General features: G+C 40.5%; 16 protein-coding genes. 2 read left to right on the forward strand and 14 right to left on the reverse strand.

Annotated features, from left to right (window positions below):
- The 10 genes from GGD38_RS17235 to GGD38_RS17280 all read right to left on the reverse strand — a co-directional run bounded on the left by GGD38_RS17235 (nucleotide 1) and on the right by GGD38_RS17280 (nucleotide 9,988).
- Entirely contained in the window at nucleotides 1-2,661 is a 2,661-nt protein-coding gene (locus GGD38_RS17235; RefSeq protein WP_375297493.1) for a glucosidase, read from the reverse strand.
- 194 nt (nucleotides 2,662-2,855) lie between these two features.
- Nucleotides 2,856-3,020: a hypothetical protein gene (locus GGD38_RS17240; RefSeq protein ID WP_375297494.1), complete on the reverse strand. Its 165-nt coding sequence runs from the start codon at nucleotides 3,018-3,020 to the stop codon at nucleotides 2,856-2,858.
- Nucleotides 3,021-3,092: 72 nt separating this feature from the next.
- Nucleotides 3,093-3,257, reverse strand: a complete 165-nt coding sequence (locus tag GGD38_RS17245; RefSeq protein WP_375297495.1) for a hypothetical protein — start codon at nucleotides 3,255-3,257, stop codon at nucleotides 3,093-3,095.
- A 9-nt stretch (nucleotides 3,258-3,266) separates the two neighbouring features.
- Nucleotides 3,267-3,719, reverse strand: a complete 453-nt coding sequence (locus tag GGD38_RS17250) for a hypothetical protein (RefSeq protein ID WP_375297496.1) — start codon at nucleotides 3,717-3,719, stop codon at nucleotides 3,267-3,269.
- 98 nt (nucleotides 3,720-3,817) lie between these two features.
- Nucleotides 3,818-4,576, reverse strand: coding sequence for a slipin family protein (locus GGD38_RS17255; protein WP_375297497.1), 759 nt, complete (start codon nucleotides 4,574-4,576; stop codon nucleotides 3,818-3,820).
- Between the two features lie 12 nt (nucleotides 4,577-4,588).
- Nucleotides 4,589-5,878 carry a nodulation protein NfeD gene (locus GGD38_RS17260; protein ID WP_375297498.1) on the reverse strand — a complete coding sequence of 430 codons (1,290 nt, stop codon included), beginning with the start codon at nucleotides 5,876-5,878 and terminating at the stop codon, nucleotides 4,589-4,591.
- Nucleotides 5,879-6,020: 142 nt separating this feature from the next.
- The gene (locus GGD38_RS17265) at nucleotides 6,021-7,280 is read right to left on the reverse strand and encodes a chromate transporter (RefSeq protein WP_375297499.1); all 1,260 of its coding nucleotides are present in this window, start codon (nucleotides 7,278-7,280) and stop codon (nucleotides 6,021-6,023) included.
- Between the two features lie 61 nt (nucleotides 7,281-7,341).
- Entirely contained in the window at nucleotides 7,342-8,232 is an 891-nt protein-coding gene (locus tag GGD38_RS17270; protein ID WP_375297500.1) for a serine hydrolase, read from the reverse strand.
- A 153-nt stretch (nucleotides 8,233-8,385) separates the two neighbouring features.
- A complete protein-coding gene (nadD, locus tag GGD38_RS17275; protein ID WP_375297501.1) occupies nucleotides 8,386-8,958 on the reverse strand; it encodes a nicotinate (nicotinamide) nucleotide adenylyltransferase in 573 nt (190 codons plus the stop codon).
- A 796-nt stretch (nucleotides 8,959-9,754) separates the two neighbouring features.
- Nucleotides 9,755-9,988, reverse strand: a complete 234-nt coding sequence (locus tag GGD38_RS17280) for a FeoA family protein (RefSeq protein ID WP_132555098.1) — start codon at nucleotides 9,986-9,988, stop codon at nucleotides 9,755-9,757.
- 61 nt (nucleotides 9,989-10,049) lie between these two features.
- Here GGD38_RS17280 and ybeY point away from each other — a divergent pair, with 61 nt between their 5' ends.
- Together ybeY and mnmG are read left to right on the forward strand one after the other, a co-directional pair.
- Nucleotides 10,050-10,499 carry an rRNA maturation RNase YbeY gene (gene ybeY, locus GGD38_RS17285; RefSeq protein ID WP_375297502.1) on the forward strand — a complete coding sequence of 150 codons (450 nt, stop codon included), beginning with the start codon at nucleotides 10,050-10,052 and terminating at the stop codon, nucleotides 10,497-10,499.
- A 2,791-nt stretch (nucleotides 10,500-13,290) separates the two neighbouring features.
- On the forward strand, nucleotides 13,291-15,153 hold the full coding sequence (gene mnmG, locus GGD38_RS17290; RefSeq protein WP_375297503.1) for a tRNA uridine-5-carboxymethylaminomethyl(34) synthesis enzyme MnmG: 1,863 nt from the start codon (nucleotides 13,291-13,293) through the stop codon (nucleotides 15,151-15,153).
- A 3-nt stretch (nucleotides 15,154-15,156) separates the two neighbouring features.
- On the opposite strand, the gene GGD38_RS17295 is transcribed toward mnmG, so the two are convergent.
- The 4 genes from GGD38_RS17295 to nadA form a co-directional block, all read right to left on the reverse strand.
- On the reverse strand, nucleotides 15,157-15,354 hold the full coding sequence (locus tag GGD38_RS17295; RefSeq protein ID WP_375297504.1) for a hypothetical protein: 198 nt from the start codon (nucleotides 15,352-15,354) through the stop codon (nucleotides 15,157-15,159).
- A 108-nt stretch (nucleotides 15,355-15,462) separates the two neighbouring features.
- Nucleotides 15,463-16,242, reverse strand: a complete 780-nt coding sequence (locus tag GGD38_RS17300; protein WP_375297505.1) for an NIPSNAP family protein — start codon at nucleotides 16,240-16,242, stop codon at nucleotides 15,463-15,465.
- A 19-nt stretch (nucleotides 16,243-16,261) separates the two neighbouring features.
- Nucleotides 16,262-16,738 (reverse strand): GAF domain-containing protein, encoded by a 477-nt coding sequence (locus GGD38_RS17305; RefSeq protein WP_375297506.1) that lies wholly within the window; start codon nucleotides 16,736-16,738, stop codon nucleotides 16,262-16,264.
- Nucleotides 16,739-16,991: 253 nt separating this feature from the next.
- Nucleotides 16,992-17,963 carry a quinolinate synthase NadA gene (nadA, locus tag GGD38_RS17310; RefSeq protein WP_375297507.1) on the reverse strand — a complete coding sequence of 324 codons (972 nt, stop codon included), beginning with the start codon at nucleotides 17,961-17,963 and terminating at the stop codon, nucleotides 16,992-16,994.
- Nucleotides 17,964-17,997: the final 34 nt, after the last annotated feature.

Here is a 17,997-nt window from a genome sequence, read left to right on the forward strand (position 1 = left end):
TTACTTCTTTTCTTTCTCTTCCGGTGGTGGTTCATCGGTGAAATATTGTTTTTCTTCCAGTGAATGCACCAGTTCAGCAACGAGTGCCGTCCAACCGGTTTGGTGGCTGGCCCCTAAGCCTGCACCCGTTTCGCCATGAAAATATTCATAGAACAAAATGAGATCTGCATTTTCGGAGCGTTGATAAAACCAGCTGTATGCACCATGCGACGGACGTTTGCCATGCTGATTAGGTTGAAACAAAGTAATGAGCCTGCGGGTTAGTTCTTCGGCCACCTGTATCAGGTTCATCTTTTTTCCTGAACCAGTGGGGCACTCTACCAGCAATTCATTTCCATAAAATTCACCAAAGTGACGAATTGATTGAATGATGATATAGTTTATGGGCATCCATAACGGGCCACGCCAGTTTGAGTTACCGCCAAACATATCGGAAGTTGAATCGCCGGGCTCATATTGTATCTTATATTCAATACCGCGAATGGTTACTGAGTATGGATTCTTTTCGTGGTACTTCGACAAAGCGCGTATACCCCACTCTGATAGAAACTGCGTTTCATCTAACAACCTTTGCAACAGAAATACCACGCGTTCTTTTGGCACCAGCGATAACAAAATTGTTTTACCATCGCTTCTTTCTTCATTGGGCCAAAACTTATTATTCTTCTTACGGTAATTCTCGAACCAGGTGATGCGTTTCCTGAAATCATCCAGTTTATCTAACATGCGCTTTTCAATGGTTGATACCGCAAAAAGCGATGTGAGCCCTACTATTGAGAAAATACGTAAGTGTAATGGTTCAGAACCGGCAATTGAAAGGGTATCGTAAAAGAATTTATCCTCCTGGTTCCACATGCCCTGTTCGTTCAACGCTTCGGCAATCATTACAAACTGCTCAAAGAATTTGGTGCCTGTATCTTCAAATGAACTATCGTGCATGGCAATTTCCAATGCCATATCCAACATATTCAAAGCGTACATCCCCATCCAGCTTGTACCATCGGCCTGTTCCAGTTCCATATCATTATGCACCAGGTGGCTACGATTGAATACTCCAATATTATCAAGCCCAAGGAAACCGCCCTGGAACATGTTGTTACCATTGGAATCTTTCCGGTTTATCCACCAGGTGAAGTTAATGAGGAGCTTTTGGAACACTCTTTTCAGGAATGGAATATCGCCTTTGCCTGTTTGTTTCTTTTCAATTCTATACACTTCCATAGCGGCCCAGGCCTGCACTGGTGGGTTTACATCGCTGAAGTTCCATTCGTACGCAGGTAACTGCCCATCGGGTTTCATATACCATTCGCGCATGATGAGCGTAAGCTGGTGTTTGGCAAACACAGGGTCAACCATGGCCATGGGAATGCACTGAAATGCAAGGTCCCACGCCGCATACCAGGGATATTCCCATTTATCGGGCATGCAAATAATGTCCTGGTTTTTCAGGTGCTTCCAGTCGTGGTTGCGGCCTGTTAACCGGGCCGGGTTTATTGGCGATAGCTGGTCGCTGGTAGTGAGCCAGCGTTCTATATCAAAGTGGTAATACTGTTTACTCCATAATAAACCGGCCAATGCACGACGCGAAATTCTTGCCAGTCCGGTTGTTTTTGTATTCTCCAGCACCTTGGCATAAAAGGCATCGGCTTCCTCCTTCCGTAATTTAAAAATGTCTTCAAAGCCGGGGTGAAAAGGCGTTTCAATCATTTTATTGCTGAGCCGCAAATAAATGCTTTCTGAACGACCACCCTGTATGCGTAGTTTATATACTGGTGCAAACTTGGTCCCCGATTTCTTTTGCCGTAGCGCAGCAATATTTTCTCCTTTTATAATGGCGCCATGAAAAGCATCCTTGGTAAAAGGCGATAAATTTGGTTTGCCGCTCACCACTTCAAAATTGGTTTCATTTTCGGTGAACAGGCAATCACGTGGCGGTTGAAAATATAAATAGTAAGTGCCAAGCCGGTGGTGCGTGGCCTTTACCGATGTTTTATCGCGCCAGGCAATGGAAGGCTTTTTCTTCGACGCATCCCAGCTCCAGCGATTGTAAAACCATAGTGTAGGCAATACTGTTATTTCGGCCGATTTGCTGTGATGGTTATGAATATTGATCCTGATGCCAATGTCTTTTGAATTGTGTTTGGCATAGGTGATATTTACATCGAAATATTCGTTGTTGTTAAAAATGCCCGTATCGAGAATTTCAAATTCAGGCTCGGTGCGTGAACGTTGCCTGTTTGCTGACAATAGTTCGTCGTAAGGAAATTTTTGTTGTGGGTATTTATACAAATACTCCATATAATAATGGGTAGGCAAATTGTCGAGGTAGTAATACAGTTCCTTTACATCCTCGCCATGGTTGCCTTCATAGTTGCCAAGGCCAAACAGTCTTTCTTTCAAAATGGCATCCTTTCCATTCCAAACAGTAATGGCGAAACACAGGTTTTGAAAGAAATCAGAGATACCTGCAATTCCATCTTCACCCCAACGATAGGCGCGAAAGCGCGACTGATCATGGTTCAGGTAATTCCAGGCATCACCATTTGCGCTAAAATCTTCCCTAACTGTCCCCCATTGGCGTTCGCTTAGATACGGTCCCCATTGTTCCAAAGGAATTTTCCTTGTGGAATTAACCGCAAGTCGTTGATGTTCTGCACTCATGTTCCTCCTTTAATAATGATAATCAATGCGCTGGCAAGCGACCGGCGGTAAGCATCAATTAAATAATTATGGTACTAATTATTATTATGAAGTTACTGTATAGGAGGCATTTAATAAAAAGAATGGAGCTGTTTATGAAAGAAATTAAACATATAGGCGGGCGCCTAAACAAGTATTAATATGGGTGGGGAACATTAAAAATCCATCATTTTGGCATTCTTTAGTAACTCGTTTGCTTTCGCCAATTTTTCGGGGAATAAAGTACCTTCTGAAAGACGTATTGGTTTTACTGCAACAACATTCTTTCGACCTTTCGATTTTGATTTACTTATTCTTCTTAATGTTTTTTTCTTTGGCATATATCAACTTGAAAGAAAGAATAACTATATAGGCGGGCGGCCTAAACAAACAAATCAATATAGGTAGGGAAGTTAAAATTTGATCTCTCCAATCTCTTTTAAGATAGCTTCTGCTTTGGCTAACTTTTCAGGGAATAAAGTATCCTTTGCAGGATGCAATGTTTTTATTACAATAACAGTATTCTGATCTTTTAATCTTTTTGTAGACCTTCTCTTTACTGTTTTCTTCTTTGCCATATATCAAATTTAATTAATTCTTTTTACTAAAAAAGCATAATAATTATCTGTGCTTTCCGCATCAAATGGAATTTGTACTGATTCACCTTCTTTGTCAACAAGCCCAAGTACAGCAAATTTTGCACTAAATGATTGATAATATGTTTTTAAAATGCGTTTGTATAATAAGGTTCGCAGAGGTGTGCTTCCCGAAAACAATATTATATAAGCCGGATTTTGTTCGGTAAAATCTTGTAGAATATCAACGACCGTTGCAAAGATCTTAATAATATCCCCGTTGTTTGAATTAACCTTGTCATCTATCTCACCATTTGGTAACAGATCGCCAAAAGCCAGGTTATAAACATCACTTTTTGACATTGGAGTAAACTCCACTACTTTATCTATAGCCCGTTTACCTGAACTTGTAAACGTATATCTATGCAAAGATTCCCTACTGAATTCATAAGGCGGATTACTCATTACATATATTTTATTAGCAGTCTTATTTATAATTACCTACTAATAAAACAATCTATTTACTTCTTCATACTAATGCTCTCCGTAATTTTTGATATTTATCAAGTAGTTCCCTTATTCAAAAACGGTTTTAGTAAATCAATAGGTACCGGGAATATAGTGGTTGAATTATTTTCTGTTGCAATTTCGCGTAGTGTTTGTAAGTAACGCAACGTTAGTGCACTGGGCTGCTCGCTTAAAATGCGGGCGGCATCGGCCAGTCGCTGCGAAGCCTGGTATTCACCTTCGGCAGCAATTACTTTCGAGCGACGCTCGCGTTCTGCTTCTGCCTGCTTAGCCATAGCACGTTGCATTTCCTGCGGCAGATCAATTTGTTTTACTTCTACATTCGAAACTTTTATACCCCATGGCTCAGTATGCGTATCAATGATCTGTTGCAACTTTTGATTTATTTTTTCGCGCTGCGATAAAAGATCATCCAACTCCGATTGCCCTAACACACTGCGTAATGTTGTTTGTGAAAATTGAGAAGTAGCCACCAAATAATTCTCTACTTCTACAATAGCTTTTTGTGGTTGCAATACCCTGAAGTATACAACGGCATTTACTTTTATTGAAACGTTGTCTTCGGTAATAATATCTTGCGGCGGCACATCCATTACTACTGTGCGCAAACTTACTTTTACCATTTTATCAATAACGGGTATTAATATAATAAGGCCGGGCCCGCGCACCGATATCAGGCGACCTAATCTGAATACAACGCCGCGTTCGTATTCGCGCAAAATGCGAATGGCACTGCTAAGTATGAAGATGAAGAAAAACAGTATGACAATGGCCGATACAGGTAATGTTTGCATAATTAAATAGGTTTATACTGAAGGTTCATTATATGGTTCAACCTGAAGCGTGAAATTCAAAAAACCGGTTACCACTACTTTTCTTCCTTCGGCAATAAGACCTGTTTTTGAAATAGCTTTCCATATTTCGCCATGCATGCGCACTGTACCACCAGGATTTAGCTCACTTAACGATTGACCTATTTCACCAATCATTGCTTCTAAACCAATGGCCGGTTTTGCGCGCTGCGCTTTTAATCCCATCCCTATAACAAACAAAAAGAAAAGTGAACTTATAGTTACTGCCGTTATGATAACCGTTAATGAAAGACTGGCCACATGCCAGGTTTCATCTGTTCGTATGAGCATCATAGAGCCAAGCAATAATGATATAACACCACCAATGCCTAACAAACCATGACTTACAATTTTTATTTCGAGCAAAAATAATATAACACCAAAAACAATGAGCGCAAGACCTGCATAGTTAACCGGTAAGGTATGCATGGCATACAAAGCAAGTATGATGCAAATGCCACCAATGACACCGGGAAAAATAGCACCCGGACTGTACAGTTCAAAAAGCAATCCGTACAAACCCAGCAGGAATAAGATATACGCTACATTGGGATCACTTAGAATATTGAGCATTTTTTCGCCCCAGCCCATTTCGAGCATATGTATAGTTGCGTTTTTTGTATTTAATGAAACAGTACCTGTACTAACGGTAATCTGTTTACCATCTATTTTATTAAGCAACTCCTGTTCACTGCCAGCAACCAGATTGATCACATTATTTTCCAGTGCTTCGGCTTCAGTTAACGAAACACTATTGCGAACGGCTTGTGCACCCCAATCGGCATTGCGCCCACGTTTGGCTGCGATGGATTTTATAAATGCCATAGCATCGTTAGTAGCTTTTGTACTCATAATGGAATCCATTTCGCCCTGGGTAGTTACGGGGTGTGCCGCACCAATATTGGTGCCGGGCGCCATGGCCGCAATATGTGCAGCCATAGTTATAAATACACCAGCTGAACCGGCATGCGCTCCGCCCGGAGAAACATATACAACCACCGGCACCGGCGATTCAAGAATATCACTTACAATAACACGGGTACTTTTCAGCAATCCGCCCGGTGTATTTAAATGAATAAGTAAACAAGTGGCGCGTTCATTTTGCGCTACTTCTATAGCGCGATGAATAAAATCGGCAGTAGCGGGATTGATAGTTGCTTCTAATTTTATGGAAAGTACTTTTTGCGCATACAATGGCCAGGGACAAGCCAATAGCAGAATGAAGTATAGTAGTACACGCCTCATACATTCAAAAAGCTTTTATCTGCAGAATACCGCTATATGTAATTTACAAAAATTGCACGGGAACAGCAATTTTAAATTCGAACGGTAAATTAGATAAAAGCATATATGAAATGCAGGCCCAAAGCGGCTTTTAGATATATATCTATAATATCCAACCGAGAAGGAAACAAAACAATACAATAAAAGGAGAGGGGATCTTTGAAAAACTTAGCAATAGCCAGGTGCCTAGTATAACGGCCATATTCAATATGCTTACAGTATGAAAACCGATAAATGAAATATCGCGCATCATATATATGGTACCTGCCACCATTATTCCTACTACCACAGCATTGATGCCTTCCAATGCACGGTATACAATTACATAGCGTTGCAGGTTATGCCAAATGGGAAAAAAGAAAAGAACAAGTAAGGCGCTTGGTAAAAAAATAGCCACCGAGCCAATAAGGCAACCCAACAATTGCCAACCGGTTCCTTTATCTTTCATGGCCATGCCGCCCATAAAAGAAGAGACAGAAAACACAGGGCCGGGCATAGCGCGAACAATACCTGCGCCGGTATAAAAATCATCGCGCTCAATGCTGATCACATTTTCTTTTTTGTTCAGGTTCTTCCTGATAACCACCGGCGACTTTGGGCGTTCAACATATTGCTCGTACATCATAGGAATTAAAACCTGTCCGCCGCCAAATACCAGACTGCCGAAGCGATAGGTATTTTCAAAAAGGTTTAGCGGACGGCGATTGGGCCAGTCATTTTTACGAGCCAATTCACTTACTACCCCGGCCATTAAAAATATGATGGCAAACAGCCAGATGTTTCCCCATTTTATTTGTTTAACGGGTTGCGCTTTTTCGGGAATGCGTTTGTCACTGAGGTTGGTAACAAACCCGCCCACCAATAACAGTATCGGAAATATCCAGGGCGACTTAAACAAAAAGTAAGTAGTGACTGAACTTACTATCATTATAACCCGGGTAATATTATTATGTATGGCCAGCCGGAACGACCTGGTTGCAGCAAATGCCAGGAAGCCCACCGCCATGGGTTGAATATATTTAAAGACGCCATTACTGATGGACTTACTATCAATGTACTCAAGCAAAAAAGAAAAGGCGCCCATTAAAATACAGGCCGGGGCAATCCAGATGGCGAGGGTTAAAACGGCCAGCGGTATTCCGCCGCGTTTGTAACCGATCAATGTTAATACCTGGGTTGAAGATGCGCCGGGCAACAGTTGGCAGAAAGAATTATATTCCAACAATTCCTGTTCGGTAACATCGTGCCGGCGGTGAACGAAAGTTTTCATTACCATGCCAAAATGACCTTGCGGTCCGCCAAAGGCAGAAACACTATGAATAAAAACCGCTTTTAAAAAAGGTATATGGCGCAGTAATATCATTCCATTTATTCAAAACCCCGAATGGGCACAAGTTAGGCAATGTTGCGTTAGGTCAGACGACTTATAATGCCGGTTTCCAGCGCGAACGTGGTTCAAAATAATTCCAGCATAAAGCACTCAGCTTTCGGGTGAGTACCCAGGCCTCGTTTGAATTGTCCCAACTTTGGTCCTGCAGGTTTTTGGTTTGTACAGAAAATATGTACGGACCATTTGGAGCCATCACCAATAATATTTCACTACGCGATGCATTTACACAACCATTTTTTGATGCTACAAATACGGCCGGCGGAATTTCGGCAATCGCCTGCTCATCATTATAATTTCTCCCAAGCAGGCGCACCATTTTTTCACTTGCCTTTTTGCTGATCACTTCGCCGCGATAAATTTTTTCCATCAGCGTTCCCATTTCCCGGGGTGTGGTTTGTCCCCAGCCATATTGCAGCCGGTTTGCTTCACGGCCCGGCGTTCTGGAATTTATCCGGGTATATACCATTCCGAGTGAATCGAGTATTTCATTTATTCTTGTTCCTGTGCCGGCCAAACTTTGTAACCACAAACTGGCGGTATTGTCGCTGGTAGTTAGCATTAACATTAACACCTTATGCAGTCCTATTTTTTCACCACTTTTGAATGAACCCAAAATGTCTTCACCGGCATACAGCAAAGAATCTTTGTATTCAAGTTGCTGATGATATTCCAATTGACCTTTTTCAATTTTATCCTGAATACCTATTAGTATAGTCACCTTCACCATACTGGCGGTCGGAAAAATTGAATCGGCATTTACTGCGGCCACTTTGCCGGTGTGCAAATTTTTTACATACACCCCAATATCACCATGTAGATCTTTTACCAGGCTTTCAATTTTTTTTTGCAACCGGTTATCAACCTTTTGTGCAAACAGGTAATCGGCGCCAAATATCAGGAACAAAATTAATGTGTATTTTTTCATAATATGATCAGGTTCAATTTATTTTTCCTGTATTCATTAGCGGTAACGGATGGGGTGCCTGGCAATGATAGAAAAGGTCAACACAATATTGCAATCAATGATTGACTATGATCAGCAGATGAAAAACTTCGGTTATGGTTTTTCGGTTGTTAGTTATCGATAGTAATGATTACGTTCTATTTCTTCCACTACTTTATCTGGTACCAGGTAACGAATAGATTTTCCCTGCCGGATATTATTGCGAATATGCGTAGCAGATATTTGCAACAATGGTGCATCTAATATTGTAATATTTGCTGTTTTAAAATTATTGATCACATCGTGACCCGGGCGCCGGTAAACTAAAATGGGATAGTGTTGAAGAATGAATTCATAATTTTTCCATTTGGCAAGATTCTCAAAACTGTCGCTTCCCATTATAATAGCGAACTGATGTGTAGGATATTTTTCCTGTAAATAGGTGAGTGTATTTACAGTGTAGGAGGGCTGCGGTAATTTGAATTCGATATCGCTAACTTTTAATTTCGGTTCATTTTCTACAGCCAGCTGCACCAGGTTATAGCGGTCATAAGCACTCAGCAAACTGGCCGATTGTTTGAACGGATTTTGTGGCGAAACTACCAGCCATATTTGATCGAGATCAGAATGCTGTAACATGAAATTGGCAATGATCAAATGACCATGATGTATAGGATTGAACGATCCGAAATAAAGTCCGACTTTCATTTGATTGTTAATTCCCCGCTTTTAAAGTTCCAGAATAAATCGCGTTTGTGCGATGCCTATTATACTGCAAAGAAACAGATTTAAGCGGGAAGAGGAACCGGCAAGAAAGTGCACGAATGAAATCTGTTTGTGGAATACTGTTGTGCGTTTTTGATTTAATGCAGACTGACCTATAATCTCAACATTAGGTGGTGAAACTTATTACATACCCTAAAGTCGGCTGCCCATCGATCACATTTTTTCTCTCCGCAAGATGCATATCGGCAAATAAAAGACACTCACAAATTCAATTCTAGCTAAAGTCATTCTTTGCAACACGAAGCTTGCGTTAAGTCTATTCCTTATAGATGACAACACTAATTATTCATTTTTTCTTCGTTCATCCTCCATTCATCCTCCATTCATCTTCCATTATATAATGGAGGATGAATGGAGGGAGAATGATAGATATATGGATTTATAGTGAAAGGAGAAAGTTTGCACTTAGATTGAAGAGAGATTGGTAAGACCAGAAATGTTCTATTATGCAAGAGATTAATAGTTGAAAGAAGGGAGCCTAAGTGTGGAAAGATATAAGTGAAGCTTAGAAGATGAAATAAAGAGAGACAAGCAAATGAAGAATGATGATGTGGTGATGCTGCAGTAAACTAATTAAGGAAAAAGAAGCTGAGGAAAAAAGTCCATGTATTTAAACAATACGAGGCAGGTGGTAGATGATAATAAATTACTGAAGCATTGGGTTGGGATAAGTACTTCAAGATGAGGAAATGAAAAATCAAAAAGAAAAAGGAACCGCTTAAGCGATTCCCAGTTCTTCTACAAAAATGTTATCGGCTTCATTCAATCGCAGGCTGAGATTATAACCAGCTACAGTTATTGAGATGGGATCGCCCAGGGGGGCAACCTGTTCTACCTTAACCAACTCTCCCGGTACACAACCCATTTCCATTAGTTTAAGAAACAGGTCGTTGTTTTCAAAAGAAAGTATCCGGGCAACAGCTCCTGTTCTTATTTCTGATAATCGTTTCATAATTGAATAGTCCAACAAATGTAGCTTTGTATTAATAAATGACTGTTACGAATTTCGAAAAATGCAAAAGAATAACACAACTCCCCCCATTCATTTTCATTACATGTTACCCGTTTCTTTTACCCAGCGTACCCTGGTTAAAGAAGTTGTAAGGGATATCTTTAAAAAGGAGAAGACTAAATTGGAACAACTTCAATACATCTTCTGTTCAGATGAATACCTTTTAGAGATAAATAAACAACACCTAAAACATAACTACTATACCGATATCATCACCTTCGACCTTTCAGAAAAGCCCAACTCAGTTATCGGTGAAATCTATATCAGTATTGACCGGGTTAGGGATAATGCCCAGAACTATGAGGTATCCTTCAAACATGAACTATTAAGAGTGATCTTTCATGGTGCATTGCACCTGTGTGGTCTTAAAGACAAGACTGAGAAAGACCAAGTCCTTATGAGAAAGGCTGAGGACAAATATCTACACTACTACTTATCAAAAGTCAAATAGCGTGTTCCACGTGGAACGCGAACTGTTACACAGGAAATAAATTACGTCTTCAAGAAGTAGGTCTTGCAAAACAAATTACGGGGGAGAAGATCCCCCTTCTTTACTGGTATGAAAATAAACTTTCTATTTATGGCTTCTTAGATTAGATAAAGGGTCTGCCGTCTGAATGTTTATCAAGGCGGACCACAGTACTTGTTACTCCTCTTTTACTGCAAGCACTATTTGATACATTGGAGTATCTCTTCAATATAAATTGGGTATATACAAAAGTCAGGTTCATAAAGAACCTACCTGTTTAAACAATCTTCCCATAATCTCTCATATAAAACAAAAATTCACCTCGATAACGAAATAGGTAAGGGTTGTACAGAAGTCTCCTCCTACTAGTTGCCCACTTTAAAATAATAGGTCTAGTTTAGAAAGCAATGATTCATTCACCCTTACCAGTATCAAAATAAAAGAAACCAATAAAACACAGGTACGTTCCTGTAAATATTCAGGAAGAAGAGACTACCCAAACGGAAGCCAGATATTACTGGGGAAGACTATAATCCTTATACCTACCAGTAAATAACTCCTCTTAAAATACCCTGGGTAAGGTAGTTATAGGCTAAGGGATCAATTACTAGGAGGGAACCTTGTTCCTGGTTAACTATTCCCTTGTTTAAATAAGTAGGCAATGGCAGGAAAGGCCCCGCTATAGAATGAAAGATTCTCAATATAGGTTGTCCGTAAAAGCCTATCGTTATGTACCGAGATTTAAGGAAAAAGGGGTACAGTAGGGAAATACTTAGCCTACCATTAATACACCCAAACATATAGGTCTATCTCATAAAAGAAAAAGGGATAGAGGAATTAGACCGAGCCTTGGTTATAAGCACAGTATAGAAATAGCGCACTTTAAAGTAAACCAACAAGGCAAAGTCTGATAGATAACAAGGCAAGGTAATAGGGCTACAGAGTAAAAGGAGCAAGGCTTACCATCATTGATATAGCAAGTAATCAAAGGACGAAAAGGCTCTAGTCAAATACGAATATGGATACCGAGTACATGAACCCGTACCTAAAGAATTAAGAAAGGAGAGAGTATAGGCCAAAAACCTAAGATAGGAGAAGGAGTTAAGGCCTACCATCATTGCCCTAATACAAACATGGACTTGTAAAGGAAGCCAAAGGATATGTAGAAAGGAATAAATAAAGGGCGTAAAGGCTCTAACCAAATACCAAACATCGCTAACAGGTACATGAACCTGTACTTAAATAATCAGGTAAGGAGGAAAGCGTATAGCCAAATATAAGATGAGAGACGGAGTCAGGGTCAAACTCCGTTGTCTTATAACAAACATGTACTCGTAAAGGAGGGGTCATGGAGATATGGCAAGGAATAAATAAAGGGCGAAAAGGCTCTAGTCAAACACCGAACATCGCCAACTGGTACATGAACCTGTTACCTATAATCAAGTAAGGAGGGAAGTTTTCGCCAAAACCTCAGATAAGAGAAGGAGTCAAGGCCAACCTTCATTGCCCAAATACAAACATGTACTTGCAAAGGAGGGTTAAGGAGATATAGTAAGGATTCAATAAAGGGTCAAAAGGGTATTAGCAAGCACATGAACATTTACATATAAAAAACAGCAACCAAGAACAGGGAAAGATACTCCAAAAGAGAGGAGTTAAAAGAAAGGGTTAAAGACTTGAATAGGTAAGGACATAAGATATACATGTAGACAAACCCCAGGGAATACAACACATCGGAAGCTCAATAAAGGGTTAGTCATAAAGCCAAGGCTCAAAGTAGAAGACGTAAGTTCAAAAGGACTATAGTTTAAATACTTCAAAATGACCTTGTCACTTGCCATTAACCAGGTTAGATAAATCCAATCTTTCCATAACTTCCTTATCCATAACAAGTACTTGCCAGGAGGAAATACACTTCTGTAGTATCCACTATCTTAATAAGGTAAGGGTAAACAAAGGGGAGGCAAGCAAATAGATAACAACCTCTTGGTTCCACGTGGAACATGAGCGTGGAAATGTGTGTGAAACAACGGGTACTTATGATGACTCCACGGTAAAAGAAGTATTGAAGGCTTTAAAGAAAGCACTAATAAATTAAAGGGTAGGGGAGAAATAGGATACTACCTATCGGGGTAAAGAATGAATCTTCGAAATCACTTTAAATACCTCGAAGCACTATGTTAATACTCTTTACTCAAAAAGAAGGGAAGGATGCAGGAGGAGAACTATTCCTTTAACTCATACACCGAGGAGCATAACCAAGCAAAACAAAGTAACCATTCATTTCATAAAGCACCTGACGGAAGCAATTAACTATATCCCTCTAAAGGTTACTTCCTTGCAATAAGGCCTAACAATTTCATTCTCCACTTCCCTTACATTTCGGAACATCAAGGTAATAATCACCTGTAAAACTAATCCTAAAAACCAACAATTAAAACGTCGACCAAAAAGCATAGAAGGACTTAGCCCTACCAGTGAAAGATTTAAAGACTCTCCCTTCAAAATGAAGATCCACCGGGTACTTAAAGCAGGAAAAAAGAACCCATTTCCTAAAAGGAAGAACCTAAAACATCCCCTTCTTCTTCCTCCTGAATGGCTAAGTATAAGGGGTCATTCAAACTATATCTACCTAACTATTCCTTTTCAATACGGGCCTGGCCAAATAATAAATAGCAAAAACACTCATAAAGAAACCCAATATCCTCCTAAATAACCCTTAGCTATTCCTTTCTCTTTTTACCCGTTCACAGCCATCATGTAATTTTGCATCATGTTTCCAGAATACGATATAATAGTTGTAGGGGCAGGTCATGCCGGTTGCGAAGCAGCCGCTGCAGCCGCCAACCTTGGTTCAAAAGTTCTTTTAGTAACTATGAACATGCAAACCATTGCCCAAATGAGTTGTAACCCAGCCATGGGTGGTATTGCAAAAGGACAAATTGTTCGTGAAATTGATGCTATGGGTGGTTACTCTGGTATTGTCACCGACATAAGTATGATCCAGTTTCGCATGCTCAACCTTTCAAAAGGTCCGGCCATGTGGAGCCCCCGGGCACAAAATGACCGCATGTTATTTGCAGCCACCTGGCGGGAAATGTTGGAGAAAACGCCCAATGTTGACTTTTATCAGGACATGGTTCGGTCGCTCATAATAAAAGACGGTCGTGCATGTGGTGTAATCACCGGTTTAGGTCATGAAATAAAATCAAAAGCAGTTGTTATAACCAGTGGTACCTTCCTTAACGGTATCATACATATTGGTGAAAAACAATTCGGCGGTGGCCGGGTTGCTGAAAAAGCAGCCACCGGTATTACCGAACAACTGGTTGAACTCGGCTTTGAAAGCGACCGCCTAAAAACAGGAACACCTCCTCGTATTGATGGCCGCAGTCTCGACTACAGCAAAATGGAAGAACAAAAAGGGGATGATGAAGTAGTTGGCTTTTCATTCACCGATACTAATAAACCAGTTGAACAACGCAGCTGTTGGATCACTTATACAAGTCAAAAAGTTCACGATATTCTGAAAACGGGATTCGACAGAAGTCCAATGTATGCCGGAAGAATTGAAGGAACCGGACCAAGATATTGCCCAAGTATTGAAGATAAGATCAACCGTTTTGCAGAACGCGAAAGACACCAGCTCTTTGTTGAACCCGAAGGCTGGAATACAATCGAGATCTATGTAAACGGCTTTTCTACTTCACTCCCTGAAGAAGTTCAAATTGCAGCTTTACGTCAGGTGGCTGGTTTTGAAAATGTGCGGGTTTTCCGCCCAGGCTATGCCATCGAATACGATTACTTTCCACCAACACAATTGAAACATTCGCTGGAAACACAGTTGATCAGTAATCTATTCTTTGCCGGACAAATTAACGGAACCACCGGTTATGAAGAAGCCGCTTGTCAGGGTCTGATGGCCGGCATCAATGCTCATCAAAAAGCAAAAGCGCTTGACCCGGTTATTTTAAAAAGAAGCGATGCTTACATCGGCGTTCTTATAGATGATCTCATAAGCAAAGGAACTGAAGAACCATATCGTATGTTCACCAGTCGTGCTGAGTTCAGAACAATACTCCGTCAGGATAACGCCGACATACGTCTTACCGAATTAAGTTATCGACTTGGCCTGGCATCGCAGGAAAGAATGGATAAAGTGATCAGCAAAAAAGATGGCGTAGAAAAAATTAAAAATATTCTGAAAGAGATCTCTCTGGAACCTTCTGAAGCCGATGGATATCTGGCAGAAAATAATTCAGCTCCAATTAAAGAAAAACAAAAAGCAATTCAGCTTTTGCTTCGTCCAAATATTTCACTTGAGTCAATGATTGCCGGTTTGCCAAAAATTAAACAGGCATTAACCGGTTTCACAGATGAGATCATTGAACAAGCCGATATTCAGATCAAGTACAATGTATATATAGAAAAAGAAAAAGAACTAGTAAAAAGAATGAATCAGCTGGAAGATCTAATTATTCCTGACAACTTCGACTACAACCGAATAGTTTCGCTTTCTGCTGAAGCATTACAGAAATTCAAAAAAATAAAACCACGCACATTGGGCCAGGCTAGCAGAATAAGTGGAGTGAACCCTAGTGACGTTCAAATATTAATGGTGTATATGGGAAGATAATTCCTAGCTCATATTGGTAGAGATCTTTTGCTGCCTTCTGTTTCTAAAGATCTCTGCCAAACTTGGGCTATCGCCATTCTTCAATTGCTTGCGATGTGTTATACCAATTATATAAATAATAATTTCAATAAGATGAAGAAAGATCATAAAAGATGACTCATTATTAATATTAATAATATTATCCCTCAGCTTAAATACCATATCAAATTATCATCTGCCTTTCTTTAATTCGCCTTTTCCTAATTTACAACTATTGTGTAGCCTTAAGAAAATAGCACTGCCAATAAAAAGTGAAGATTATATTAGTAGCTAAACCTGTGAGTAGGGAAGTGGTTCAAGAAATGTTCTTCGTATGTTCGATACCGTATTCGCATACTTCGGATCGTTAGAAACTTTCTTCCAGTCGGCATCGGCGCCAAAAGCTGCCCAGTTCTTATCGCGCTCCTCCATATTCTTAAACGTGATCATATATGTAAGGCAAGGTAAATTTGGACCGGCCAACACTTCACCAAAAAATACCGGTGTCAGGTTGGTTCTATAAAAAATAGGAAACTCTTCTTCATTAAACATTTTCACTTTACGAGCCACAGCATCTTCACTGTAACCTTCATAAGTTCTTAATTCGAAAATTCGTGGTTCTTTAACCGGAGCTGTTATTGTGGGATATCCATCAAAAGCCAAAGACAAAGAAGTGGTGATCCTGTTATACACCGGCTTGTCGGCAGGAACTTTATTCCAGTTATCACTGCTTTTCAAATAGGCATTATCTTTTTTGATGCTCGCATTTATTGAAAGATATTCTTCAAAAGACGGATAAGCGATCAGCACATATATTTTTGCCGGCTCCGTTTTGCCGATCTCATTAAAAACACCGACTGTTTTAACTCCGTATTTATTTAATGCAGGAATGAGTGCTTTCTCAAGATATTCATGCAATGTAGCCACACTGCCCCTAAACTTAATTTCATACTCCCGCCATTCGTACAGTTCTTTCTTTACTGCTTTACCAGCATCAGCTAATGCAGATTGACCAAGAAGCAAAGCGGTTGAAGACAGTGCCGCATTCTCAATAAATTTTCTTCTTTTCATATGACAAGGTATTTGAGTACTACTCAAAAATGATCAGATCTACAATCTCTTCAAGAAAATGTTTATCTGTTTCGTCGAATGCAGCCAGCTGATCACTATCCACATCCAATACACCCATTACTTTGTTGCCACGAATAATTGGAACAACAATCTCTGATCGTGACTTACTGCTGCAGGCAATATGTCCGGGAAATTTTTCAACGTCTGGAACTATGACCGTTACGGCTTTTTCCCAACTGGTTCCACAAACGCCTCTCCCTTTTCTGATACGTGTGCAGGCAACCGGTCCCTGAAATGGAGCCAGTACTAATTGATTTTCTTTCACGAGGTAGAACCCTACCCACAACCAACCGAATTGTTCCATTAACGCAGCAACTATGTTAGCCAGGTTGGCAACCAGGTCGGGCTCGCCTTCTACTAAAGCTTTTATTTGGGGAATTACTGACTGATACTTTTCTTCTTTTGTGCCCTGCACAATGCTCAAATCTTCTGCCATGGAGCAAATATAGTTTTAAAGCTTATTCCAGGAAACTGATGTGACCGAAAACAGCTTCCCTAACAGCCATTGTGTTGAAATACGGCCTTATTAATAGGTTATCCACAGGTTTATCCACTAATTTACGAGCTATAGTGTTCAAAACCAATACCTACTTTCTCCAAAAAGCAAAATTGGCAATTCATTCCCGGTATTTTGGGGACAAACTGCCAATTTCAACTATTTCGTTCGTAAATGTGGGTGAACTTAGGACCTACAAACCATATCTCGCACTTATTTCCAACATTCTGTCAATTGGTTTCCTGGCTGCCTTGCGCAATTCTTCTTCCATCTGGATCTCGGGAGTTTCATACTCCATGCACAGGTACAGCTTTTCCAACGTATTGAGTTTCATGTGTGGACAATCATTGCAGGCGCAGCTGTTATTCGGTGGCGCGGGAATGAATGTCTTGTTTGGACTGGCTTTTTGCATCTGGTGCAAAATGCCGGTTTCGGTGGCAACAATGAATTCAGTTGCATCACTCTGCTGGGTGTATTTCAGCAAACCAGTTGTTGACCCAATGTAATCGGCCAGCCTGAGTACTGGTTCTTCACACTCCGGGTGAGCAATGAATTTCGCATTTGGGTGACGGGTCTTCAGCTTTGTGATCTTTTCCAAACTGAAAATTTCGTGAACCATACAGGCGCCATTCCACAAAACCATATCGCGGCCTGTTTTTTTCACCAGGTATGCACCCAGGTTTTTGTCGGGCGCAAAAATGATCTTTTGATCGGGCGGTACACTTTCAACGATCTTTTCGGCATTGCTCGATGTAACGATGATGTCGCTCAGTGCTTTGATGTCGGCCGTACAGTTGATGTACGAGATCACGATATGATCGGGATGTTTCTCTTTGAATTTTCTGAATTGGTCGGCCGGTGCGCTATCGGCCAGTGAACAACCTGCGTTGAGATCGGGCAGCAGCACTTTTTTGTTTGGGTTCAGGATCTTGGCAGTTTCAGCCATAAAATGCACCCCGGCAAAAACGATGATGTCGGCATCGGTGTTTTGGGCTTTTTGCGCCAACCCCAAACTATCCCCAATGTAATCGGCCACATCCTGAATATCGGGCTCCTGGTAATAGTGCGCGAGCAGGATGGCATTTTTTTCTTTTTTCAACCGCTCTATCTCATGAAACAAATCGAGCGTGGGGTCAATTTCAATGTCGAGGAACCCGGCCTTCATCAAATTTTTTTTTGCGTCAGCAAGGTGGATATCT

Origin of the sequence: Niastella sp. OAS944 (assembly GCA_024809215.1) — a bacterium.
Lineage (GTDB): Bacteria > Bacteroidota > Bacteroidia > Chitinophagales > Chitinophagaceae > Niastella.